At 43.7% G+C, this 23,183-nt stretch carries 20 protein-coding genes, 5 tRNA genes and 2 pseudogenes; 14 read left to right on the top strand and 13 right to left on the bottom strand.

What is annotated here, in order from left to right:
• Positions 1–46: 46 nt before the first annotated feature.
• From AXE82_RS10545 to AXE82_RS10535, 3 genes are all read left to right on the top strand, one after another.
• On the top strand, positions 47–1,894 hold the full coding sequence (locus AXE82_RS10545; RefSeq protein ID WP_062334508.1) for a sensor histidine kinase: 1,848 nt from the start codon (positions 47–49) through the stop codon (positions 1,892–1,894).
• A 186-nt stretch (positions 1,895–2,080) separates the two neighbouring features.
• Positions 2,081–3,829 carry a TrkH family potassium uptake protein gene (locus AXE82_RS10540; protein ID WP_062334969.1) on the top strand — a complete coding sequence of 583 codons (1,749 nt, stop codon included), beginning with the start codon at positions 2,081–2,083 and terminating at the stop codon, positions 3,827–3,829.
• A 23-nt stretch (positions 3,830–3,852) separates the two neighbouring features.
• On the top strand, positions 3,853–4,554 hold the full coding sequence (locus AXE82_RS10535) for a potassium channel family protein (RefSeq protein WP_062334505.1): 702 nt from the start codon (positions 3,853–3,855) through the stop codon (positions 4,552–4,554).
• A gap of 364 nt (positions 4,555–4,918) precedes the next feature.
• On the opposite strand, the gene AXE82_RS10525 is transcribed toward AXE82_RS10535, so the two are convergent.
• The 4 genes and pseudogenes from AXE82_RS10525 to AXE82_RS10510 form a co-directional block, all read right to left on the bottom strand.
• A tRNA-Asp gene (locus tag AXE82_RS10525) sits at positions 4,919–4,995 on the bottom strand.
• Between the two features lie 28 nt (positions 4,996–5,023).
• Positions 5,024–5,099 (bottom strand) — tRNA-Val (locus tag AXE82_RS10520).
• 87 nt (positions 5,100–5,186) lie between these two features.
• The gene (locus tag AXE82_RS10515; protein WP_062334499.1) at positions 5,187–5,861 is read right to left on the bottom strand and encodes a DUF2059 domain-containing protein; all 675 of its coding nucleotides are present in this window, start codon (positions 5,859–5,861) and stop codon (positions 5,187–5,189) included.
• 8 nt (positions 5,862–5,869) lie between these two features.
• Positions 5,870–6,342: pseudogene (locus AXE82_RS10510) on the bottom strand (acyl-CoA thioesterase).
• Between the two features lie 360 nt (positions 6,343–6,702).
• Here AXE82_RS10510 and AXE82_RS10500 point away from each other — a divergent pair.
• From AXE82_RS10500 to AXE82_RS10485, 4 genes are all read left to right on the top strand, one after another.
• Positions 6,703–6,778: transfer RNA gene (locus AXE82_RS10500), tRNA-Asn, on the top strand.
• Positions 6,779–6,951: 173 nt separating this feature from the next.
• Positions 6,952–7,027: transfer RNA gene (locus tag AXE82_RS10495), tRNA-Asn, on the top strand.
• A gap of 202 nt (positions 7,028–7,229) precedes the next feature.
• The gene (locus AXE82_RS10490) at positions 7,230–7,718 is read left to right on the top strand and encodes a hypothetical protein (protein WP_062334493.1); all 489 of its coding nucleotides are present in this window, start codon (positions 7,230–7,232) and stop codon (positions 7,716–7,718) included.
• 214 nt (positions 7,719–7,932) lie between these two features.
• Positions 7,933–8,235 carry a CopG family transcriptional regulator gene (locus AXE82_RS10485; protein WP_065252214.1) on the top strand — a complete coding sequence of 101 codons (303 nt, stop codon included), beginning with the start codon at positions 7,933–7,935 and terminating at the stop codon, positions 8,233–8,235.
• A gap of 98 nt (positions 8,236–8,333) precedes the next feature.
• On the opposite strand, the pseudogene AXE82_RS10480 reads toward AXE82_RS10485, so the two are convergent.
• Positions 8,334–8,525: pseudogene (locus AXE82_RS10480) on the bottom strand (cation:dicarboxylate symporter family transporter); the annotation flags it as partial.
• A 402-nt stretch (positions 8,526–8,927) separates the two neighbouring features.
• On the opposite strand from AXE82_RS10480, the gene AXE82_RS10475 reads away from it, so the two are divergent.
• The 4 genes from AXE82_RS10475 (at position 8,928) to AXE82_RS10460 (ending at position 11,663) form a co-directional block, all read left to right on the top strand.
• Positions 8,928–9,017: transfer RNA gene (locus AXE82_RS10475), tRNA-Ser, on the top strand.
• A gap of 62 nt (positions 9,018–9,079) precedes the next feature.
• Positions 9,080–9,796 carry a 16S rRNA (uracil(1498)-N(3))-methyltransferase gene (locus tag AXE82_RS10470; RefSeq protein ID WP_062334483.1) on the top strand — a complete coding sequence of 239 codons (717 nt, stop codon included), beginning with the start codon at positions 9,080–9,082 and terminating at the stop codon, positions 9,794–9,796.
• 218 nt (positions 9,797–10,014) lie between these two features.
• Positions 10,015–10,797: an acetoacetate decarboxylase gene (locus AXE82_RS10465; RefSeq protein WP_062334480.1), complete on the top strand. Its 783-nt coding sequence runs from the start codon at positions 10,015–10,017 to the stop codon at positions 10,795–10,797.
• A gap of 65 nt (positions 10,798–10,862) precedes the next feature.
• Entirely contained in the window at positions 10,863–11,663 is an 801-nt protein-coding gene (locus tag AXE82_RS10460; protein ID WP_062334477.1) for a 3-hydroxybutyrate dehydrogenase, read from the top strand.
• Between the two features lie 138 nt (positions 11,664–11,801).
• Here the strand turns inward: AXE82_RS10460 and AXE82_RS10455 are convergent, their stop codons facing one another.
• The 7 genes from AXE82_RS10455 to dnaQ form a co-directional block, all read right to left on the bottom strand.
• Positions 11,802–13,175 (bottom strand): 3-deoxy-D-manno-octulosonic acid transferase, encoded by a 1,374-nt coding sequence (locus tag AXE82_RS10455; protein WP_062334475.1) that lies wholly within the window; start codon positions 13,173–13,175, stop codon positions 11,802–11,804.
• Between the two features lie 131 nt (positions 13,176–13,306).
• Complete coding sequence (locus AXE82_RS10450) at positions 13,307–13,840, bottom strand: inorganic diphosphatase (RefSeq protein ID WP_060994803.1); 534 nt, start codon at positions 13,838–13,840, stop codon at positions 13,307–13,309.
• Between the two features lie 198 nt (positions 13,841–14,038).
• On the bottom strand, positions 14,039–14,683 hold the full coding sequence (gene nth / locus AXE82_RS10445) for an endonuclease III (protein ID WP_062334967.1): 645 nt from the start codon (positions 14,681–14,683) through the stop codon (positions 14,039–14,041).
• A gap of 81 nt (positions 14,684–14,764) precedes the next feature.
• On the bottom strand, positions 14,765–15,574 hold the full coding sequence (locus tag AXE82_RS10440; RefSeq protein WP_062334472.1) for an RnfABCDGE type electron transport complex subunit B: 810 nt from the start codon (positions 15,572–15,574) through the stop codon (positions 14,765–14,767).
• A gap of 126 nt (positions 15,575–15,700) precedes the next feature.
• The gene (gene nudC, locus AXE82_RS10435; RefSeq protein WP_065252213.1) at positions 15,701–16,510 is read right to left on the bottom strand and encodes an NAD(+) diphosphatase; all 810 of its coding nucleotides are present in this window, start codon (positions 16,508–16,510) and stop codon (positions 15,701–15,703) included.
• 18 nt (positions 16,511–16,528) lie between these two features.
• Entirely contained in the window at positions 16,529–18,205 is a 1,677-nt protein-coding gene (locus AXE82_RS10430; RefSeq protein WP_062334470.1) for a hypothetical protein, read from the bottom strand.
• 193 nt (positions 18,206–18,398) lie between these two features.
• Positions 18,399–20,093, bottom strand: a complete 1,695-nt coding sequence (gene dnaQ / locus AXE82_RS10425) for a DNA polymerase III subunit epsilon (RefSeq protein WP_065252212.1) — start codon at positions 20,091–20,093, stop codon at positions 18,399–18,401.
• Positions 20,094–20,229: 136 nt separating this feature from the next.
• Between dnaQ and AXE82_RS12330 the strand changes: the two genes are divergently transcribed.
• The 3 genes from AXE82_RS12330 (at position 20,230) to AXE82_RS10410 (ending at position 22,590) form a co-directional block, all read left to right on the top strand.
• Complete coding sequence (locus AXE82_RS12330) at positions 20,230–20,790, top strand: hypothetical protein (protein WP_062334464.1); 561 nt, start codon at positions 20,230–20,232, stop codon at positions 20,788–20,790.
• Between the two features lie 110 nt (positions 20,791–20,900).
• Positions 20,901–21,188, top strand: coding sequence for a hypothetical protein (locus tag AXE82_RS10415; RefSeq protein WP_062334462.1), 288 nt, complete (start codon positions 20,901–20,903; stop codon positions 21,186–21,188).
• A 61-nt stretch (positions 21,189–21,249) separates the two neighbouring features.
• Positions 21,250–22,590, top strand: coding sequence for an LD-carboxypeptidase (locus tag AXE82_RS10410; RefSeq protein ID WP_062334459.1), 1,341 nt, complete (start codon positions 21,250–21,252; stop codon positions 22,588–22,590).
• A 39-nt stretch (positions 22,591–22,629) separates the two neighbouring features.
• On the opposite strand, the gene AXE82_RS10405 is transcribed toward AXE82_RS10410, so the two are convergent.
• A complete protein-coding gene (locus AXE82_RS10405; RefSeq protein WP_227713393.1) occupies positions 22,630–23,025 on the bottom strand; it encodes a cation efflux transmembrane domain-containing protein in 396 nt (131 codons plus the stop codon).
• Positions 23,026–23,183: the final 158 nt, after the last annotated feature.

The following is a 23,183-nucleotide window of genomic DNA, read 5'->3' as shown; positions in this document are numbered from 1 at the left end:
GGCCTCAAAAAAACATCCAGACAATGACCGCCAAATAGCGGCGAAAATGACCATGACTACTCCTACAAAAACCGCCCTGCCGTTGCAAAAATCACTGCAAAAACAGTTGCTGGTCTGGATCCTTGGCACGTTACTATCGATTGGCATTTTGGTACAGATTGCGGTATTTTGCTATACCTATCAAGAGTTTAACACCTCACAAGAAACCAATCTTAGCTATCTTGCTGAGCTGGTTAGCTCGCGCGCGGCCCTGCGACCCCCTCCCCGTAACCTGAAGCCTAATAGGCGTCTATCAAACCCAGATAACGATTTTGCACCGCATGACTTACCACCGCCTAGACCACCTCTACCAGCTAAGATAGCTTCTGCCCCTAGCAGTAGCACGCCGACCACGGTTTTCTCATCCAATGATGAAAGCAACGTACTACAGTATCAAGGCGTTAAAGACGGTGTGCAAGTTGATATCTTCCCGGCCCGTTTTGGCAAAATTGACACCAATTTTATTGAGCCAATGGCTCACCCGCAATTGATTAACACCCCTATTGGTTTTAGTGAATTAACCCTCGATGGTGAAATCTGGAAAGTCTTTCGTAAAGACACCCCAAGGCGGGTGATTTTTGTGCGTCAACCTGTCGAATGGCAGAAAAAAATTGCGTTAAAATCGGCTTGGCAATCTATTATTCCAATTTTACTAACGACCCTATTGCTGCTTGCCCTATTGCCTTGGGTATTAAAGCGCGTATTGCGTCCGATTCAGATATTAGCTAAGCAAATGGCAAAACGTCATGGTCAAGATCTCAGCTTGATCGAGCTACCCACTGACAGCCAACATCGCTCGATTCTGCCCAGCGAGCTCATGCCCTTGGTCATTGAAATCAATGCCTTGTTACAAAGGGTTGACGCGCATATCCAAAACCAAAATCGCTTCATCGCGGATGCCGCGCATGAGCTACGCTCGCCATTGACCGCCATCTCGCTGCAAGTGCAACAACTGCAAAAATACAGTCAAGACGCGGCGATGTATAGCGACCATGCAAGGCAAGCCAAATTCAAACAAAACATTCATAAACTCGCTGTCAGAGTAGAACACAATCAACATTTGGTGGAACAGCTACTCACCCTTGCCCGTATGGAAGCCCAGCAATCACAGCTGACCGAGCGCACCAACACGCCCACCGATTTAATCGCAGTGCTACGAGAAGCCATCAAACTGCTATTTCCGATTGCCGATAGCAAAGACCAAACCCTGTCAGTTGACAACCATCTCGCCGCGCTGGGTACGTCAGCGACGCAGGTCAGTGTAGATGAAACCGCCTTGTTTATCCTCCTCAAAAATTTACTGCAAAATGCCATTTTATATACCCCAACCACAGGCAATATCGCTGTTGTCATTGACCACATGACTATCGAAGATTTAACACAGACGTCAAGCAGCAGCGATTCGACCCATGCCACCCATACCAACTTCGCCAACGCATTGACCCCGACCCCTGTGTTGGTGAACAACGCTAGCAACACACCCAATCACCGCGCAAAACGACTCATCGTCCAAGTTGCCGATACCGGCATTGGCATTGATGCAGCCCATTATCAAGACGTCTTTCAACCTTTTTACCGCGTCAATCAAAATGCGTCGAGCGCATCACTAGCACAAGGACAAACAAGCAGTACACAAACCCATAGTGATACTGCCAAAAAATCTTTTTCCTCCAAAGACACAAGTACCCATTCAGGTTTCACGGTAATTGGCGGTACAGGCTTAGGTTTATCGATTGTTTATCAAATCTGCCAACAAGCCAATATTGATATTTATCTCAGTCCTACGCAACTGGTTGACAACAACCCCCAAACCACTGCCACCACCCAAGGCTTAACGGTAACCTTGGTGTTTTAGCCTGCCTCAAAAACAACGTACTTTTGTCAAATCATCGCTACTTTTTTTAAATCATTGTTCAATCTAGTTTTCTCAAACGTATAATTGCGGTATAAAGTACAACAACTATGCTTGGGTAAAACGGAAGTCAACTTTACGATGTTTGATTTTATATTGAAAAAAAATAAAAAAAATGCGCTGGAGTCAATGCAGGATAGTCCATCTGGTGTGTTTCATAAACTGGTATTTTATAGCAGTTTATTCGCTGTATTGCTTGCGATTATTGAGACAGGGTTTGATTTTAAAGTTTGGTTGCATGGCGTGGCTTCGACGTTTTATTTAATCGTGCTTGGGCTCAATTTTATTGAATTACTGAATCAATATGTGCAAAAAGGTATACGCTCAAAGCTTGTGCTCACGTTTGATTTGTCCATTGCTTTATTAGTTATTGCATTATTGGTGACACATTTTTTTGCCGATAACAGCTCTTTTTTATACAAATTCTTGTTTGAAAAATCATTGATAAAAATTGCGTTGTTGGTTTCTTTTATTCGTCAGTTATTGGTGATGGAGTTCAGCTTTAAGATAGTTGTTGCGCATCCTGCCCAGTTGTTTATTTTAAGTTTTTTATTGCTTATTTTGCTCGGCACGTTTTTGCTAATGATGCCAAATGCCACCTATGGTCATATTGCATTTGTCGATGCGTTATTTACTGCCACGAGTGCGGTGTGTATTACGGGTCTGGCGGTAAAAGATACCGGCGCTTTTTTTACCCCATTGGGTCAAATCATTATCATGTGTTTGTTTCAATTGGGCGGCTTAGGGATTTTGACTTTTGCTACCTATTTTAGCTATTTTTTTCGAGGACGCATCAGTTATCAGACACAGCTACAGCTTGGGCATGTGACCTCAGCCAATCGTATGAGTGATGTGCTAAAGACGCTCAAAGTAATTTTTGCGGTCACCTTTGCGGTGGAGTCCGTGGCAGCCATAGCGATTTATATCAGTATGCTTGATGTCCCTATGAGCACCCATCGCCGCATCTTTTTTTCGGTGTTTCATGCCATCTCTGCATTTTGTAATGCAGGTTTTTCAACGATGAGTAATAGCTTATATGAGTTACAAGTGCGCTTTAATTATCCGTTACAAATCGTTGTGGCGGTGACATTTTTATTTGGGGGGTTGGGATTTACGATAGTTGCCAATGTCGTGGAATATTTGCGCCATCAGGTGATGCGCCTGTTGTTTCCTAACCGCTCACGATATGGTGCCAAGCCGTGGCTACTGAGTATCAATAGCCGCATTAATCTAGTGACAACCGTGTCCTTGCTAGTGCTTGCCTTTGTCAGTGTGCTTGCCTTTGAGTGGCAAGGCACTTTATCTGAGCATACCAGTGTCATAGGCAAACTTGTGACAGGGTTTTTTGTGGCAGCTGCACCGCGCTCATCAGGAATCAACGTGGTAGACATGGCACAGCTAGCGCCACCGACCGTGATGCTTACCATTGCACTGATGTGGGTCGGGGCAGCCCCAAACTCTACAGGCGGTGGTATCAAAACCACGACTTTTGCAGTCGCTGTGCTCAATATTGTGTCACTGGCACGCGGCTATTCTCGTATCGAAGTATTCCGTCGTGAAATTGCGGATATCTCAGTGAAGCGGGCATTTGCGATTATCTGTTTGTCAGTGATTATCATTGCGTTTGGTTGTACGTTAATACGCTGGGCAGAGCCCAACATGAGTATGACAGAAGTGTTATTTGAAAGTGTTTCTGCTTACACTACCACAGGTCTAAGCTTAGGCATCACCCCGCATTTAAGTGCGTTTAGCAAATCTGTCCTGATTGGGCTGATGTTTTGTGGACGGGTTGGGGCATTGACCATCTTAATTGCCTTATTAAATCGCCCAAGGCATCAAAGCTATCGCTATCCCAGCGAAGAGATTATTATCACCTAAAAATAAATTGATAAGGTATAGATATGAAATACATCATCGTCGGTCTAGGCAATTTTGGCTCATCACTCGCCACCAAACTCACCAGTCAAGGGCATGAGGTCATTGGTATTGATATCGATATGGATAAAGTCGAGCGCTACAAAGAATCCATTTCGCACACGATTTGTATCGATTCTACTAGCGAAAACGCCGTCTCAGGGTTACCCATCGCCCAGACAGATGTGGTGCTCATTACCATTGGCGAAGACCAAGGGCAAAACGTGATGGTCACTGCGCTATTCAAAAATCTCAATGCCAAATATATCATTAGCCGAGCGATTAACCCACTGCATGAAAAAGTGCTACAAGCATTGGGGGTGGATGACATCATCCAGCCCGAAAACGAGGCGGCAACGCACTGGGCAAAAAAACTCTCGCTAACTGGCTTAATTGATTCGTTTGAACTTGATAACGATTATAGTATCGTTCAAATACAGACACCGCCTACATTTTACGGTAAAACAGTTCATGCGCTTGATTTAATCAATCAATTTAATGTGATGCTGTTAACCACCGTTTCATTTCAGCAAACCCAATTTGGTTTTGGTCGAAATCAAACTAAATCCAAAATCGATGGCATTGTGCATCCAGATTTTGTCATTGAGCCTAATACAGTTTTAGTATTATTTGGGGAAACCAATGACTTAAGACGGCTGTTCAAGTATATACATGCTTCTCAGAAATAACAATAGCCCATCAAAGCATTTAGTCGTTGTGGCTAATTTTTTGATTTTCGCTAGGCTTCTTGTGTTTTCACAACGGCTTGTGACCTTGCAAGCCGTCAGCCAAAATTTTTGCTCACAAAATGGTCACGTTTTGGTCCCAAGCGTTTGGTCACGTGAGTTTTACTTAAATATTAAAAATAAATATCTTTTCAACTTAACAATCAAAATCAATTTTCCTAATCATATCAAGAAAAAAATGTATAAAATAATATATTTTTTAAAATCAATAGCTTGGTGTAAAATTTAAGGCAAAAAAAACCTCAAATCAGGGGAGATTTGAGGCATAAAACTATAAAAATTTCGTTTTTAGTTCCACTAAAATAAGTGGCGCAGCGGACGGGACTCGAACCCGCGACCCCCGGCGTGACAGGCCGGTATTCTAACCAACTGAACTACCACTGCACGGTAGCTTGATAGCGATGATATAGGTTGGTGGGTCGTGACGGATTCGAACCGCCGACATTCTGCGTGTAAGGCAGACGCTCTACCAACTGAGCTAACGACCCTGATAGGCAATCTATAAGCCAATCAAGTTGCTTCAATATCATCGAAGTGACGCGTATTATATAGACTTATCATGGATTGTCAACTAGTTATTTAAAGATTTTTTCGATATCTTTTTGCAAACTTGGCATCGCTTTTTCAAATTGGCTTGTGTCACCTATCAGGGTCGGCATCATCACCTGCACAAACTCACTGGAAACTTGCGATTGTTTGCTCAAGATGCGTTGTCCCATTGGGGTCTCATAAAATTGGTTGAGGGCATCGACTTCAGCTTGGGTATAGGTTCTTTTGGCAATCGCCTGATAAGCTTGTTGCAGTTGCTGTTTAGCGATGGGTTGGTCTAATTGCTGTCCCAAGACGGTGCTATATTTGACAAAGATATTTTTAAGCTGTTTTTGCGCATGACGGCTAAAAATACCCGCGTTTTCATCTGTAGGTAATTCTTGGGGTAGCCCTTTCGTCATATTGGCCGCTTGCTGACGTTGGGCAAGCATTTCATCAATCATTTTATCGATATGTAGCACCTTGATAAGCTTGTCAAGCGATGCATCCGTGGGCTGGGTTTGCAATTCATTAATAGTGGTAACTGGTGTTTGACCATTGACTGGGTTGTTTTGAATGATTAATTCGGCGTAAGCAGGATGAACCAACATAGTCATACCAGTCGAGGTCAATAAAATTAGCAAGGCTAATTTTTTAGCATTTAATGAGCCTGATGGATTTAACGGTTTGTTGGGTTTTTTAGAGGAATATTGATGACGCATTCTTTTGCCTATTTGATATCACATTGGGGAATGTTATTACTTTGAAAACGTAATGCTTTACGCATCTGTGCGGCTTTTTGGCGACATTCTTGCAAACTATCTTTGATTTCAAGGGGTGGCACCCGGTTGGCTTGCCATATTGATCCACCGCGACCATGGTAAAATAACAAATGTTGGTATGGCGTATCGTACGGTTTTGGATATTTTCTGCCTGCACTCGAATACCCACTTCCATCGAAGTTTTGCCCACATAATTGACGCTTGCCAAAAAGGTGACCAACTCCCCTACATGAATCGGCTCACGAAAAATCACTTGATCCACCGATAGCGTCACCACGTAACCACGTAACCACGTAACCACGTAACCACCACTATAGCGACTGGCACAAGCATAAGCCACTTGGTCAAGCATCTTTAATAAATCGCCGCCATGCACATTGCCGGTGAAGTTTGCCAAATCAGGCGTCATCAGCACAGACATGGTAAGTTCGTTTTGTAAAGGGGCAACTTGCAAATTTTGATTTGATTCAATGGCGTTGGGCACAATGGCGATCCTTCTTAATTTATATAACAACTATGATAAAAAATTATCAACCTTAGCATAGCTGTGAATCAACTTGACCCATACAGTGATGCCTTAATCGCTAAAGTAGCAAATTCGCCTTATCATCACAATAGCCAATCAGTAACTGACTGACTACTAGCCATAATCTGGTCAAAAATAAAAAAATCCGAATATTTTTGATATAGGGCTTGACAGTCACGGTTAATTTGCTAAAATACGCACCACTTAAACGCTGCGATGTTTTTTGCAGGTTTAACAAAAAATTCTACCGCTTATTCTCCAATAGCTCAGTTGGTAGAGCAATGGACTGTTAATCCATGTGTCCCTGGTTCGAGCCCAGGTTGGAGAGCCATATTAAGAAGACCTTTAACAAGTGTTGTTAGAGGTCTTTTTTTATGTGGCATTTTTTATCTAGCATTAATGCTATGAATCATTTGCATCATGCATTTTATTGATATTTTTTGCTAAAAAATGCTTGACTCATTTTTTAAATCTCAGTAATATACGCACCACTTGATTATCTGTTCTCCAATAGCTCAGTCGGTAGAGCAATGGACTGTTAATCCATGTGTCCCTGGTTCGAGCCCAGGTTGGAGAGCCAATCAAGCCAAATTCTGTTGTATATTTTGAACCCGTTCCCTTGTGAATGGGTTTTTTTATGAGCAATGTTTTTTATGAGCAAAGTTTAGCAATTTGCTGTTTAATATGCCTGTTTTTGATACCCTATCATCTCACTTGCTAAAGTACTATGCTAAAGTACTATAAGATACTATTGATAAGATACTATTGATAAGATACTACTTATGACACTGTCTTTTTCCCCTACCCAATCTCAATTTTTAGCCCTACAACAAGCGATTAATAAAGACCGCATCACCCAGCTAGTAAGCGATCATCAGCAAGGTAAATTGTCGCCAGATGATAAATCTTACTATGAAAGCTTAATCACCCAATTTATCGAGCTAATCAAGCTGCCTGATAGCGCGCATTTGGCCATGCAGCTTTTACCAGAATTCAAAATCACCGTGCCAGCCTTGCTTGATGGCATGGCTTATCGCGCAGTGTCCGATAAAAACCCGAAAGCGTGTGTGTTTGCGGCATATATGATTGACCAATCGCTGTTGCAGCGCGATATGACGCCCCTATTCAATGTGATTATTGAATTCGGTACGCCCGAGCTGTGGGTTGAATTGGTGAAAAAAGTGAATAATGCCCCTGCTGATCGCATCGTTGAGAAGGTTTATCAATGCGATAAATCGGTACAGACCTATTGGGAGCAACAAATTTTGTAAAGAAATTTCGCCTGATTGTCGCGTGCGGCGTTAAGCTAATGCAACATTTGGCTAAGATTTTTGTAGGAATTTTACGTTTGCCTTGCTTGTTTATCGCCAATGAAATAATTACACTAGGTTAAAGATATCTAATTGCGCTAAATTTTCCGTCTAATTGATAATTTGGTTATATCTAGCTTGATTGCTAAAAATTGATCACACGCGAGGCATGCAAATGGTTACTAAAATCAAAAAAAATCAACAAGTCATGGTTCCTATCCATATCAAAATCACTGAAGAAATGCGAGATTTGTTGACCCAAGTCGCCAAAAGCCATGGGTTTCCACGTATTCAAGGCTTGATTCGCTTATATATTCGCCGGGGACTCGATGCCGAGAATGTCGGCTACTCACTCGCTAAAGACAGCCGTTTTATCGAAAAGCTTAAGCGTCAAGGGGTGCCTGATGAGGTGATTTTTGAAGCCATTGATGAGACAGCCAAAGCCAAAGCCAAAGCAACTGATACGGCAAAACCTTAAGCATTTTTAGCCCCATAAAAAACCCAAAACGCAAATGTTTTGGTTTTTTTAAGATTCATCAACACTTTTATAGGCTTATCTTTTCTAGGCTTATACGCTTATACGGTGGGATGATGCTCAATAGGCGGTAATGGCTGACCATTGAGCGCGGCGTCCAAACGCTGTTTGTCTAGCGCATTTTCCCAACGTGACACGACAATCGTCGCACAGGCATTACCGGTCAAGTTGGTCAATGCACGGCACTCTGACATAAAGCGGTCAATCCCTAAGATAAGTGCCATCCCTTCGACTGCTGCCTAACACCAATAGTAATTCATCTTTGATGTACTTGATCATTTTGATGATTGAAAAGCCATTGTAACGTGCCAGAGCAGCGAGTTATTAACAATGTGATAACATATCAGCAAGGTAATTTTCAACATTATTGTTAAGCTGTAATGGGTCACATGGAGGCACTAAAACAATCCGTTGTATCAATATTTTTAGACGCAAATTTGGTGGGTTTTTGAGCGTTTTTTGCTTCAATATGTTGCTTAACATTAGCGCAAGGTATGAAGCTCAAGTATTAAGCCAAAATTTTCAGCATAGTTAGCCAACTTTCTATTTAGCTTTCTTTTGCTAATATTTTTTGCATTAACGTAAAAAAATGCTTGCATTGTTATTTCACTTGTATATAATAGCCACCACAATTTGGAAGCTTGGCAGAGCGGTTGAATGCACCGGTCTTGAAAACCGGCAAGGGTGCGAGCCCTTCGAGAGTTCGAATCTCTCAGCTTCCGCCATATTAAAAAAACCCCTGACTTGATTAAGTTTTGGGGTTTTTTATTGCCTAAGATTTATCCCTATGAATATCATTCTTTTACCACAAAATACCTTATCGACCGCTATTATTGATGATAAAACGCGCGTTATGCATTTAAAACAGGTGCTTAAAGTGGCATTGGGCGATACGGTGAAAGTCGGTATCAAAAATGGTCATTTAGGCACAGCGGTTGTCAGTAATATCCACGATTCAAGCATCGAATTATCGCAAATCCACTGTACTATTGCACCACCTGCCAAACTTCCGCTGACTGTTATTTTGGCAATTCCCCGCCCCAAGGTATTGCGTCGTCTATTTTTGGACATGACGGCGATGGGTGTCCAGCATATTATCTTGGTCAATAGTTACCGTAGTGAAAAAAGCTACTGGCAGACCCCTTTTTTAACTCAGCTCGATAACTATATCCATGAAGGCCTACAACAAGCCTGCGATACCGTAAGCCCGACCGTGAGCCTCAAAAAACGCTTAAAACCCTTTGTTGAAGATGAACTCCCTGCTTTAATCGCGGGTAAACAGGCGATTTTGACACATCCTTATGCCAATGAGCAGTTTACCCAAGTGTGGGACAATGCCCTGCCACATGTGCTAGTGATTGGGGCTGAAGGCGGCTGGATCGATTATGAAGTCGAATTATTCAAAACCGCTGGCTGCCAAGCGGCGCATATTGGCAATCGCATCTTACGCACTGAGAATGCCGTGAGTGTGCTCTGCGGTCATGCACTGTTAACTAGCCAATAAAATAGCCCATAAGAACAGCCCTACCTTGCCGTCAGATAACCTGCTATCGCCAAAGTTAAGCGGATGCAGGTGTGAAAAAATTATTACAACATCATAACAATTTTGTCTTGGGATTGATTTTGCATAAGGGTGTATGATATTTCCTGCTTCATGTCATAACAATAAAATTAAATAATATTGCATAACTGGATAATATAACGAGATAAAAAGGAAAGCTCATGAAAGCGAGTGATATCTTAGATAACGCGACGTTTATGCCTTTTACTGCCCCACCTTGTTCGAATGGTCCTTACGAATTTTTTGACCGCGAATACTTTATCATCACCTACCGCACCGATCCCGAAAAACTGCGCGCTATTGTACCTGAGTCACTGCAAATCACTGATGACGCGTTGGTGAGTTACGAGTTTATCCGTATGCCCAACAGTACAGGATTTGGCAACTATACTGAATCGGGACAAGTGATTGAAGTGATTGATGCCGAAGGCCGTCATGCCAATTATACCCATTGTATGTTTTTAGATGACTTTGGACCTACCGCGGGCGGGCGTGAGCTGTGGGGTTTCCCCAAAAAAATGGCATCGCCTGTATTAACCGTTGACAACACCGACACGCTACTTGGCACCCTCGACTATGGCAGTGTGCGCGTAGCCACAGGCACTATGGCATATAAATATGATGAGCTGGACAAAGCCACCGTCAAAGCCAATATGGAAAAAACGCCCAATTATTTGTTAAAACTTATTCCCCATGTCGATGGCACGCCGCGTATTTGCGAGTTGGTACGTTATTATTTGACCAATGTAGAAGTTAAAGCAGCCTATACAGGACCTGCTACCTTACAGTTATTTGACCATGTGATGGCACCCGTGTCAAAATTACCTGTGCTAGAAATCGTCAAAACCTCTCATATTATTGCTAATCTCACCCTTGCGTTGGGTGAAGTAGCAGTAGACTATATTGCCGATGCGCAAGCCCGTCCCGATAGTAACTTTCAATAATTAATTTTTAATAATTAAAACCGTCATAATAAAACCACTTTGTCATAAAAAATCAAGGAGAAAAAATGGCTACCCAACTCACTACTGATTTAACCGGTAAAGTCGCACTCGTCACTGGCTCTGCAAGTGGTATCGGTCGCGATATCGCAGAAACCTATGCTAAAGCAGGCGCTGCGGTAGGTATTGCAGATATCAATCCAGATGCGGCGCAAGCAACCGTGGATACAATCAAAGCCGCAGGCGGCAAAGCGGTTGCTATTGCTATGGATGTGACCAATGAAGATGCGGTAAATGCTGGCGTGGATAAACTGGTACAGGAATTTGGGGGTATTGATATTTTGGTATCCAATGCCGGTATCCAAATCATTAATCCCATCGACCAATTTAGCTACGCGGATTGGAAAAAAATGATTGCCATTCATCTAGACGGTGCTTTTTTGACTACCAAAGCGGCACTTAAATACATGTATCAAAATGATAAAGTAGGTACCGTCATTTATATGGGCTCAGTCCACTCACATGAAGCATCAGCCCTAAAAGCGCCGTACGTCTCTGCCAAACACGCGCTATTAGGTCTAGCCCGCGTATTGGCTAAAGAAGGCGCAGCTCACAACGTGCGCTCATACGTGGTATGTCCAGGCTTTGTCAAAACCCCACTGGTTGAAAAACAAATCCCAGAGCAAGCCAAAGAAAAAGGCATTTCTGAAGAAGAAGTGGTGAAAAACGTGATGCTAGGTCAAACCGTTGACGGTGAATTTACCACAACCGATGATATCGCTCAATTAACCTTATTTTTAACGGCTTTCCCAACCAATGCGATGACCGGTCAATCATTTATCGCAAGTCATGGTTGGTTTATGAAATAGCTGAATACTAGCTTATAAAACTAAAGTACAAAACAAAGTACAAGAATAAACTACAAAACTGACTGATAAAAAAGGATTAGCTTGGCTAGTCCTTTTTATTTTTGCATTTGCAATCTATATAAATGATTAATGCATAGATTACAGATCATCAATGAACTTTCGACCATCACTCGCCACAGGTTCATGGTCAATTTTTTGAATCTCTGATTTTATAAGCTGTTCCTTATTATCAGCGATACATTGCATGATCATGGCAAGTTGTTGCTTGGTCGCATCTTGATATTTTTCTGCTAAAATTTGCCCGACGTGACCGGCGGTTTGGGCAGATTTTGGGTTGGCAAGCCAGTGAGCCAGTTGCTGCGTTAATTCATCACTACCATTGACTTGCACCAATGCACCCGCTTGTTTTAACTGATCCACAATCAGTTGGCAAGATTGGGTATATTGCCCCATAATAATCGGCTTGCCGACAATGGCTGCTTCAATCGGATTATGCCCACCGATATTGACCAAAGACCCACCGACAATGGCAATGTCTGAAAGCGCATACCACACGCCAAGTTCACCCATACTATCTGCCAAATATACGCTTTCATTTTTGGCAGGTTCACCATCTTGGCTACGACGAATCACCGGCAAATTTTTGGCATCAATCAATTTGGCAACAGCATCAAACCGCTCGGGATGACGGGGTACGATAATGAGCAGCGGATGACGGTTGGCATACTGGGCTTTCACGGTTAAAAAGCTGTCTAAAATTGCCAATTCTTCGCCTTCATGGGTGCTGGCTGCCAAAATCACGGCGCGATCTGGCAAGTTCCAACTTTCTCGTAACTTTTCGGCACGGCTTAGCATCAACGGGTTGGTTTTACTAGACCATTTAAGCGAGCTGGCAATGCGGATTTTGTCACTGGTAGCGCCCAATTGGCGAAAGCGTTTGGCAGAATCGCTGTCTTGGGCGATGATAAGGCTTAAATTCTCCATCATACTTTGGCTAAGCTTGGCAGCTTTTTGATACCCCTTAAAAGATTTTTCAGACAAGCGCCCATTGACCAAAATCGTGGCAATTTGACGATTGCTCAGTTCAGCAAGCGTGGTACCCCACAATTCAGTCTCGATAAATAGCGCGGCAACGGGTTGGACATGTGCCAAAAATTTATCAATCACCGCTTGGCTATCGATGGGTACAAAACTATGGTACACCTTACTTGCTGCTATCTCAGGCGCAAACAGCTGCTCAACGCGGTTATAGCCTGTATGGGTGGTATTGGTCACCCACAGCGCATAGCCTTGCGCGAGCAAATCTCTTAAAATCGGTTCGGCGGTATTGGTTTCACCGAGTGATACCGCATGACACCAAATTATCGGCTGGCGGGTGTGAATCTTTGGAAACACTTGACCAAAGCGTTGCTGCTTTTCATTAGGCAAGGTGGTTTTGCTCGCAAGTTTTAGTTGGTATAGTGGCTTTAACAGCGACATAGCGAGACGATAGTATAACGGTGTGGCTTGCATAACGACTCTTGAAACAACTTAATAAAAAATGCCGTCATTGTAAAAAACGAGGGCTAAAATAGCAATAAAAAAACCCTACTTTGTAAGTAGGGTTTTTGAACTTAGACGTTCGCAAAATTCAACACCAGCCATTAGGCTTGTTCTGTCCAGCGTTTTTGTGATTCTTTAATCACCGCTTTGGCTTCTTCAATGTCGCCCCAGCTTTCAACTTTGGTTGTGCCCGCTTTTTTCAAATCTTTATAGTGATTAAAATGGAACTCGATTTGCTTAATCAGTTGCTGTGGTAAATCTGCTAGGGTATTAATCGCGTTACCGTTGTTGCGGTCATCTGCCGGCACTACCACCACTTTATCATCTACTTCACCATCATCCACGAATTTCATCACGCCAATGACTTTGGCTTCGATAAAGATGCCTGTTGGTAGCGGGGTGTCAGTGATGATCAGTGCGTCTAATTCGTCGCCATCTTCATCAAGGGTTTGTGGGATAAAACCATAGTTGGTAGGTTTGGCAAATAATTGTGGCTCTACGCGGTCAAGTTGCATCACGCCAAGTTTACGGTTCCATTCGATTTTGTTGTTTGAGCCCGCTGGGATTTCGATAACCACGTTAATCACGCCGCCGTCAACGTCGCCCGCATCAAGAATTTGGTTAAAATCTGCCATGAGTTTTTCCTTTTTGTTAGTAAAGTTGTTTATAAAACTGCTTGTAAAAAAGTAGCCTAAAAGTGGGTTGATTATAGCAAAGTCTGTTGGCTTTCTCTATTTTTTCCCGCCGCAACTTCTAGGAGATTATGAATATGCATAGGCAAATTTGGAATTAAAAAATTGGTCGTTTAACATCCTGTGTCAATTTAAATCCACTTACTTTTCAATAAACTTGGCTTTGTCTTTAAACATACATTCGTCATACACTGGGCATTTGCCACATTCGGGACTTCTAGCTTTACAAGTATAGCGTCCATGCAAAATCAAATAATGGTGCGCGTCCAATATATAGTCCTGTGGTATGCGTGCGATGAGTTTATCTTCCACTTCTCGCACATTTTTACCCGTTGCCAAGCCTGTGCGATTGCCGACACGAAAAATATGGGTATCCACTGCCATGGTGGGCTGCCCAAAGGCAGTGTTAAGCACCACATTGGCAGTTTTTCGCCCTACCCCTGCTAGGCTTTCAAGCTCGTGGCGGGTTTGCGGTACTTCGCTAGCAAATTTATCCACCAAGTCTTGACAGCATTTCATCACATTTCTGGCTTTGCTATTATATAGCCCAATGGTTTTGATATAACTTTTTAGCCCAGCTTCACCCAAATCCAACATTGCTTGCGGGGTATTGGCGACGGCATATAGTTTGCGGGTAGCCAGATTGACACTGACATCGGTGGCTTGTGCCGACAGTATGACGGCGATCAACAATTCAAAGTTGCTTTGATATTCCAGTTCCGTCTCTGGTTTTTCAATGGCTGCTGCTAATTTTTGGAAAAACGGCAACACGTTTTTATTGGGCATGCGCCGTGAGGGCGGTGTCTCTGCGGTTTTGGGCACTTGGATTTTTGATTTGATGTTGGCAACCATTATGCACTCTTTAGGTTATGGCAGTGTCGCAAGTTGCTGCTGCAAGGCTTGCACCAAGGCTTGTTTATTGTCATCTGCGCGTACGGCAAGTTGTTTTTCTAATTTTTTGATTTGGGTGCGTAGTTTTGCCGCTTCAATGGCGTTTTTGGCTTGCGTTTCACTGATATCAACCGTGATATCATTGAGTTTGGCTTGTACCATACTGACCACAGGTTTGGCATTGGTATTGTCATTGACCTGGCGTTCGATACGGTCAAGGTGGGCGTAGTAGCGCGCGCGTAATCCGTCTTGCTCGGTTTGCCTTGTCGCGTCATCCATCAACCGTGTGAAGGGCACCAGCTCGATGCAGTCCACTGGACAGGGCGGCAAACACAGCTCACAACCTGTGCATAGGTCGGTAAAAATGGTGTGCATACGTTTGCCTGAGCCAATAATGGCATCGACAGGACACGCAGGAATACATTTGGTACAGCCAATGCAATCTTCTTCTCGAATGATGGCTCGCATTTCCATCGGACGATTGGTAGCGGGATCCGTTTGCCATTTTGAGGCTTCAGCTGTCATTGGGATACGCCCAAGCAGTTTGCCGATTTGGTCGGTGACTGATTGCCCACCGGGCACGCATTGGTTATGCGACTCGCCCAGTGTGACAATGGCGGTGGCATACGGCAGACAGCCTTCAGGATGACCGCATAGCCCGCATTGGGTTTGCGGCAGGACTTGGTCGATTTGTTGTATTAATCGTTGATGCTCGATACTTAGGCTATTTAAGTTTAACCTATTAAATAGATTGGGTACCTTGAAAACAGGTTGGCTATCAGACATGGCTCAATTTTTATTCACTATAATCATCAGTGTATATTTTACCATAGCTCATACCTATTTCGCCTATAACCTATCAATACAAATCATCAAGACGAATGATGAAAACAAGTCACTTAATCAATCTGTTTAAGATTGGTAATGCTGTTTCACCCATTCGATCAGTTGGTAAGCAATCGTGCCTTTTGGCGGGATGATAGGGCCGTTTTCATCTAAGCTATCTACATCAAAAAACTGGGCATCCATCAGCTCATTGTTATCTATACTGATATCGCCACTTTGGTACTCTGCAATAAACCCTACCATTAAATTGCTGGGAAAAGGCCACGGTTGGCTGCCAAAATAGCGCAAATTGCTGACAGATAACCCCACCTCTTCCATCACTTCACGATGCACGCATTGCTCTAAGCTCTCACCGACTTCCACAAAACCTGCCAGCACGGTATACATTTTGCTATCTGTCGCCCGTAGATGATGCGCCAACAAAATCTGTGGTTTGTCCGTGGTGGTTTTGATGATAGCGGTGATCATACAAGGCTGCACTCTAGGATACTGGTGATAATGGCAACTGGGGCAAACGGTGGCATTTTCAATGGGGTGTAACTCCGTGGGCGTACCACAGCGGCTACAAAATTGATGATCTTGACGAAAGCGTAACAGCTGCATGGCTTTGGCTAATTGGCTGGATTGTAGCGCATCAAGGCTGCCAATCAGATGCCGAAAGCGCAAAAACTCAATCTGTCCTGTACTCTCTTCTGGCGATTGTGACAAGTCGATATCTTGATGGGCAATGGCATAAATATTGTTGCCTGCCTCATCGGTATTCACTTTAACGGCCTGATCGGGCACGTCCTCACAACGATAAAAAAAAGGAAGTCCGCCTATACAAGCGAACTTATCGTTATCACAAATAAGCAAATAATGGTGTAATGCGGTCATATTGGTTACCAAATCACCCTAAGCCACAAGCATGTGTTGTAAGCTGCGATAGCCGACATACATTGCATGGTTGCCTGCGGGTTTGTTCGTTTCAAGACTTTCTAGATAATAATCTGCTGACATCACAATATCGGCAATTTTAGCAAGCTCATGCTCTGACAACTCGCGACCCTGTTGCTCAGTTAAGTTTTGTAGCACTGTGGCACCGCGTTTGAGCAGTTGGCTTTGTCGAGGTAAGTTTAAAAATAAGCAAGCACCCGAGATAGTGCGCATGATATCAGGCACAGGCGTGATATGTAGAATATCTTTGTCGGTGTCATTTAGATAATCATTGAGCGCAGTTTCAATGGTGGCAATGGCGGTACGGCTTTCTTGGACGAGCGTGTTATGAGCCGTTTCGATTTGATGTAGCGAAATAGTCTGGTTGTACACGGGCAATGTTACCGCACCCGGGGTATGTGATTTTGCCAGGTTAATTGCCGCATTTTCTGCCATCATTAAAGTGCCAAGCAATTCATCAAAATCATCAGGCGTTGGCTGCGTCCAAGTTTTTACTTTGCCAATTTGTTGAGTCAGCGCTGCACTCACCTCATTTAAATTTAAGGTTCTAAACACGCTACTTAAATCATGCAAACGCTGCGCCATACTATCAATCTCATCTGGACTTGAATTGAGATTAACTTGGCGGGCATAACTGTCACTGGCAGATTTTATCAAATCAATTTCTTGCTGGATGAGCTGGTTAAGCGTACTGGTCACGTCACGGTCTGGTCCAAATAAGAAGCGGCGCATGGTTTTTAACTGGGTTTCATCTAAAGTATTGGCCGAGAATTTGTGCTGAACTTGCAAGGCAAGCTGGCTATCTCTTGAACTGGCAAATTGCACCAAATCAGCAAAACGAGAATCATTGACAGGTAGATAATCATTAAATTGTTGTTCAACAAAAATAAGCGCCCGCTTTTGCAGGTTACTAAGCGGTAACACCCCTGCCAAATCTGATACAGCCGCATCAGCGGCATGCCAAAACAAACTGTCGGTACGTTTTGAAACCATTTCACACGCCGCTTGCATGGCTTTGAGTTTTTCTAGCTCTTTTGGCGATAATTGATTGCTCTGTGCAGTGAGTGCTACGCTCAGACCTGCGCGATAAGCTTCCACCAGTTTTTTTGGGTTAATGCCGAGTGATTTTAACGGTTGGTAATTTTGTTCTGGATTGGCAATGACGATACTGCTGTTTTTGTTGGCAGTTAAGTCTGATAGCTGCAGCACTGGCTGATGCAAATCGCTGTGAAGTTGATTGATAATCGGCAACAACAACGAAGGTTCAATGGTCTCTTTAAGTAATACAAACTCGATATAACGCGCCAACGTCATGATACCTTCTGACACATCCATCATCATGTCATTATTGGGTCGGTCGCGCTCGTCATAGAGTTTTTGCAGTCCTGCCGATAGACTATTGGCAAGTTCATAGCCTTCCTCTAATTGAATCAACCGCAATACTTTTGCCAGTTGCGCCAAGGTATCCACGGAATCAAGCAGCAAAGGCGCTTGACTACTGTCGTCATTAAACTCACTTAAATGCATTTCGGCATCGTGTAGCGTCACGGCAATTTCAGGTCTTAATAAATGCAATGAAGGCAAATCAAAATTGGTGGCTGTTAGTTTTTGTGAGTTAGAACTTGGCAGACTCATGTTTTTTTATCCAAAATGATTTTAAGGTGATAAAGGTAAAATGACAGCTACATTTATTGCTGATTATTGTAAGACGTCCCTATACCAGTGTCTATGTCAAAGTGTTAATACCAGCACAATAATTACACTTTATCATGAAATTTTGCCCATCAAATAAATGCCTTTATAAAATTTAATGAGGCATTTTTTATGGTTAAACACTCGCCCAGTTTTCAGCCAGCTGTGGGTTGTTATCTTTTAAGGCGTTAAGCCATTCAAGATGCGCCTGCTCAGCATCACTACTTGCCAAAAAGCGCTTGATAGTCGTGCTAAAACGCTGATGCACAGTTGCGCCGCCGACACCGCCACCGACATCATCATCGATGGCTAATGCTACCTGTCCGCCTGTCATCGCCAGATACACTTCTGCTAAAATCTCGGCATCGAGTAACGCGCCGTGGAAGGTACGGTCTTGTTTACCGACATTGAGACGTTTCACCAGCGCATCCAATGTATTGCGCTGCCCTGCGAACATACGTTTGGCGATGGCAAGGCTGTCTGTCACGGTGACGGTTTGGTGGATATCGGGCAAGCCAAGTCGCGCAAACTCAGCTTGCAAAAAGCTCATGTCAAACCCTGCATTATGCGCGATGAGTTCTGCGCCTTGCAAAAAGTCATAAATCGCTTCACCGACTTGCTCAAACACGGGCATATCATTTAAAAACACATTGTGAATGCCATGAACGCGAATGACTTCCTCACCCATCTCAATTTTTGGGTTGATATAGACATGCAGTTTTTCACCGGTAAAACGTCGATTAATCATCTCAACGATACCGACCTCAATGATACGGTCACCATTTTGCGCTTCAAACCCTGTGGTCTCAGTATCGAGAACCAGCTGGCGATTGGCAGTCCCTTTGTGTTTGGCGATGGGTAATAAAGGTATAAAAGTCGGGTTGGGCTGGCTGGTAATACCGTTAAACACGGGGCGCTGAGCAATCAAGTTGTCATCTTGCGGGACAAATTGCCCTTGTGGATTGGTGAACACCGCAAAATGTGGGTTAGCACTGGTTGGCAAGTGAGTTGACTGTCCGCCTAACGATGATTGAGTTGATACATCGTCATTTTGAGTATGGCTTATTTGAGTCTTGCTTGTTTGGGTAGTGCTTGTTTGAATAGTGATTGGGGCGGGTTCACCGTCAAGTGCCTGCAAAAAGATATCCCCCATCATCTCACTGTCGGCAAACTCTAGGTCTTGCGCGTCATCAAAAGACGCATCGCTAAAATCGCGGGTTAACGCTGAGTGAGTGGGAACTAGGTCGTTATCGGTTGACATTGGGTTCATGGGCGGGTCTTTTTTTTTATCATCAAAATCAGGGTTTTTATCACTAAAATCCGATTTAACATCTAAATCAATGGTAGGATTGGGTGGATTTTTAATTACTTTGTTAAAGCTTTTGGGTAGTTGGTCTATGCCTTGGTTTGCAAGCTTATCGGCATATTCGTTGCCATCATGACCGGCGTGTCCTTTAACCCATTGCCAGTCAATTTGTCGCTGCTCGCACAGCCCATCAAGCCGCTGCCATAATTCCACATTTTTGACATTTTTCCAATGTTTCTTTTTCCACCCTGCCAGCCATTCGCTGATACCTTTGATGACATAGCTAGAGTCTGACCAGATTTGAATCGGTAACGCTTTTGGGCTGTTTTCCAATGCGGCAATCGCCCCCATCAGCTCCATGCGGTTGTTGGTGGTATGCGCCTCACCCCCGCAAATATCAATTTGCTCACCCGTAGGTAAAATCACCACAGCACCAAAGCCCCCTTTACCAGGATTGCCACGGCAGGCGCCATCAGTATAAGCAAGGGCACGACCCACAAGGGGCGTTAAGGCATGATTTGACATAGATAACAACCCATATAAAACAGCAAAACAATCAAAAAAAACAGCCCTCAGTATAAGAAAAAAAAGCATAAAAAGCCATGCCAAAACGTCTATAATAACCGCTTATGGTTGCTATCTGCAGGTTTAAAGGAAGTCTATGCAAAAAAAATCTCGTGCGCTCGTGTCAGCTGTGTTGACCAAGGTGGGTATGGCTATGGTCTGTGCGCTAAGCCTAAATTTGGCGGCTTGTAACAAGCCCCAATCCCCTGCAACGACTAGCAGCGATGGCGCAAAACAGTCGCCAGCACTATCACAACCTGCCGCTAGCGATGATGTGTTTGTGGGCTGTTACACAGTCAGCCATACAGAACCTGCCCAAATCAAAATCATCAAAAATGGTGATAGTAAAAATGGTGAAAGTTACGCCATGCAAATGCGCGAGTTTAACGACCCCAGCAAAAACTGGGACAAACCTGAAGCCATGCAAGTCATCGCAACTGACAGCCCAGATATACAAAAATACTTTGACATCAAAGCCGATGAACATCAATACTTAGAAAAAATCATTGCCCGTCCCGACCGCGTGTTCGTGCTCGCCAAAATCACCGATAGTTTTGCAAGCCTAAACCCGCAATTTGACAGTCCCTATCTGGGTTATATCTACAAAGGTAGTAATACGGTGTATAAAGTGGCATGCGAGCAAACCACCAAACTGTAATCACCTGAGTTGCTGCTTGACTTGATGAGCTTGGTTTGCTGCTTGATTTGATGCTTGAGTTAATACGTCTCATCCAAATTTTAACCCAAACGATTAATAGAGAATAAGCGATGAATTTTTTTGCATGGTTAGTGCTGGGCTTGGTGGCATACACTAGTGGCTTTAGTATCCGTCATTTTCACTACAAAGACGCCGCCATCCCAACTGATAAAAAATGGCAATACGCGGCGATTTTTTTTGTCATCGCGCTCGTGGTCTTTGCGCTATTGAATTTATATGTTATGCACAAAGCTGCGCTTGATATGATGTTTGTGTTGGTATCGAGTTTGGTGGCGACAGGGGTTTTTTATTATGGTATCTCGGCAGATACCAACAATAAAATGAATCTACCGGATTAAACATACCCGATTAGTTGAACCATGATTTTTTGTAAGTCGATGAATTTGTTTGGATAATAAAATGTCTCAAAAAATGGCGAATACTCACGCCCCCATGACTACCACCCCCATGACTGCCACCCACTTGGCTGGCTTGACGCGGCGCCGACTGCTAAAGACAGGGATAGCGCTATCGGCAGCGACGGTAACGGGTGCAAAAGCAGATTTGACAATAGGCGGGCAAGTGATTAGCCAACCTTCACAGCGGTATGGGTCAAACAATGACCCTAATAACATGGCTTTTGGCGAGCCAAGCGCTATGCCCAATGGCAATACGCCCATGGAAACATTGCCCATCAATCCCCAATGGCCCCAATGGGACTTTGCGACCATCAAAGCCAATTGTGAAGCCCTCAAAGGTCGCGGTGTCCACCTCCATTTGGTAGCGCCATCGGGATTTGGTAGTGATGAACAGCGTAACTTACTGGCGATTCACCGACTCACCCAAGCGGGATTTTATATCGACAATCCAGAAGTGATTAGCCGACGTTATTTGCGCTTTGCAGGTTCAGACAGTGAGCGCTTGGACGATATTACCGCCTTACTTAATCGACCTGTACATGAGCTGCCTAAGATATTACTCGGCGTGCGTGGCGGCTATGGCGCGATGCGTTTGCTCAACAAACTAAGTGATCAGCAGTGGCGAATGCTGACGCAAAAACTCAAAGAGCGTGGCACACTACTGATGGGTTTTAGTGATTTTACTGCCTTGCAGCTTGCCATGTACGCCAAAGGTCATCTCCCCTATGTGGCAGGGGCAATGCTCAGTAGTGACTTTGGCAAAACAGAGGTGAATACCGATACCATCCAAAGTTTTATCAACCTTTGCACCCAAAACCAGCTACGTATCCAAGTGCCAGAAGCTCAGCTTTATCGTGACACTGCGCGTCCTTTGGCTAAGCCGATAAAAGGCACCTTATGGGGCGGTAATCTTAGCGTGTTATCTGCAATGGTGGGCACGCCGTATATGCCAACTGTTGACAATGGGATTTTATTTTTGGAAGATACCGGTGAGCAGCCTTACCGTATCGAGCGTATGCTACAAACCTTGGTGTTATCAGGTATTGTGGCAAAACAGCAGGCAATTGTGTTGGGCAAATTTAATTTTAGCGGCATCAGTGATGCTTACAATGGTGATTACACTTTTGATACCGTCATCCGTACCATCCAACAAACCACAGGGCGACCCATCTACACCGATTTCCCCTTTGGGCATGTGGCAAGACGCATTAATTTTCCGCTCGGTGTGCCTGTCACACTTGACAATGTCGGTAGTGGCTATCAAGCGACATTCAACCAGTTTTATCATCTTAAAACCGATGCAAACTTTGGCAATTTGGACTTAACTAAATTATTCGTCTAACGTATTTTCGGCAGATTGCTTGCCTTTTTACTTGCAAGATTAATTGTTAGACAAACGTAAAATTTTAACCGCGCCACTGGCGACCAAGGCAAAGACCAAGAGCCCAATCAACAGATCGGGATAGCGCGACTGGGTAAACCACGTTAACACCCCAGTCAAGATGACACCTAAGTTGACAATCACATCATTGGACGTGAATATCATACTGGCTTGCATATGTACGTCTTTACTTCTACTTTTCTGAAGTAGATATAGACATAAAGCATTACCGAGTAACGCCAACATCGAGATACCTATCATCATCGCAAAATTTGGTATCGTCTCTGCACCTAAAAATCGACGCACCACTTCCATCAATCCCGCTACAGCAAGCAGTAACTGCAACACACCTGCGACCTTAGCAGTCAGCTGTTTGGTTTGCAGCGAATGCCCCACGGCAAACAACGCTAACCCATATCATTTGCTCTTCAGATGGGCAATCCATTTTAGCAATTTTAAATAGCGTTTTTTGCATAACTCATCCAATTGAAGAAATGGTTAATTGGGGCTTATATTATTTTAAAACCTGTTTGAATTTTAACATGCAAACAGGC

Source organism: Moraxella osloensis (assembly GCF_001553955.1).
GTDB classification, from domain to species: domain Bacteria; phylum Pseudomonadota; class Gammaproteobacteria; order Pseudomonadales; family Moraxellaceae; genus Faucicola; species Faucicola osloensis.
Note: the sequence above shows the minus strand (reverse complement) of the source record. Positions and strands in the feature narration are given on the sequence as shown.

Bases quoted from the DNA above. Each gene is read 5' to 3' on its own strand.
- AXE82_RS10545 (WP_062334508.1), top strand. From the start codon at position 47: ATGACCATGACTACTCCTACAAAAACCGCCCTGCCGTTGCAAAAATCA.
- AXE82_RS10540 (WP_062334969.1), top strand. From the start codon at position 2,081: ATGCAGGATAGTCCATCTGGTGTGTTTCATAAACTGGTATTTTATAGC.
- AXE82_RS10535 (WP_062334505.1), top strand. From the start codon at position 3,853: ATGAAATACATCATCGTCGGTCTAGGCAATTTTGGCTCATCACTCGCC.
- AXE82_RS10515 (WP_062334499.1), bottom strand. From the start codon at position 5,861: ATGCGTCATCAATATTCCTCTAAAAAACCCAACAAACCGTTAAATCCA.
- AXE82_RS10490 (WP_062334493.1), top strand. From the start codon at position 7,230: ATGACACTGTCTTTTTCCCCTACCCAATCTCAATTTTTAGCCCTACAA.
- AXE82_RS10485 (WP_065252214.1), top strand. From the start codon at position 7,933: ATGGTTACTAAAATCAAAAAAAATCAACAAGTCATGGTTCCTATCCAT.
- AXE82_RS10470 (WP_062334483.1), top strand. From the start codon at position 9,080: ATGAATATCATTCTTTTACCACAAAATACCTTATCGACCGCTATTATT.
- AXE82_RS10465 (WP_062334480.1), top strand. From the start codon at position 10,015: ATGAAAGCGAGTGATATCTTAGATAACGCGACGTTTATGCCTTTTACT.
- AXE82_RS10460 (WP_062334477.1), top strand. From the start codon at position 10,863: ATGGCTACCCAACTCACTACTGATTTAACCGGTAAAGTCGCACTCGTC.
- AXE82_RS10455 (WP_062334475.1), bottom strand. From the start codon at position 13,175: ATGCAAGCCACACCGTTATACTATCGTCTCGCTATGTCGCTGTTAAAG.
- AXE82_RS10450 (WP_060994803.1), bottom strand. From the start codon at position 13,840: ATGGCAGATTTTAACCAAATTCTTGATGCGGGCGACGTTGACGGCGGC.
- nth (WP_062334967.1), bottom strand. From the start codon at position 14,683: ATGCCCAATAAAAACGTGTTGCCGTTTTTCCAAAAATTAGCAGCAGCC.
- AXE82_RS10440 (WP_062334472.1), bottom strand. From the start codon at position 15,574: ATGTCTGATAGCCAACCTGTTTTCAAGGTACCCAATCTATTTAATAGG.
- nudC (WP_065252213.1), bottom strand. From the start codon at position 16,510: ATGACCGCATTACACCATTATTTGCTTATTTGTGATAACGATAAGTTC.
- AXE82_RS10430 (WP_062334470.1), bottom strand. From the start codon at position 18,205: ATGAGTCTGCCAAGTTCTAACTCACAAAAACTAACAGCCACCAATTTT.
- dnaQ (WP_065252212.1), bottom strand. From the start codon at position 20,093: ATGTCAAATCATGCCTTAACGCCCCTTGTGGGTCGTGCCCTTGCTTAT.
- AXE82_RS12330 (WP_062334464.1), top strand. From the start codon at position 20,230: ATGCAAAAAAAATCTCGTGCGCTCGTGTCAGCTGTGTTGACCAAGGTG.
- AXE82_RS10415 (WP_062334462.1), top strand. From the start codon at position 20,901: ATGAATTTTTTTGCATGGTTAGTGCTGGGCTTGGTGGCATACACTAGT.
- AXE82_RS10410 (WP_062334459.1), top strand. From the start codon at position 21,250: ATGTCTCAAAAAATGGCGAATACTCACGCCCCCATGACTACCACCCCC.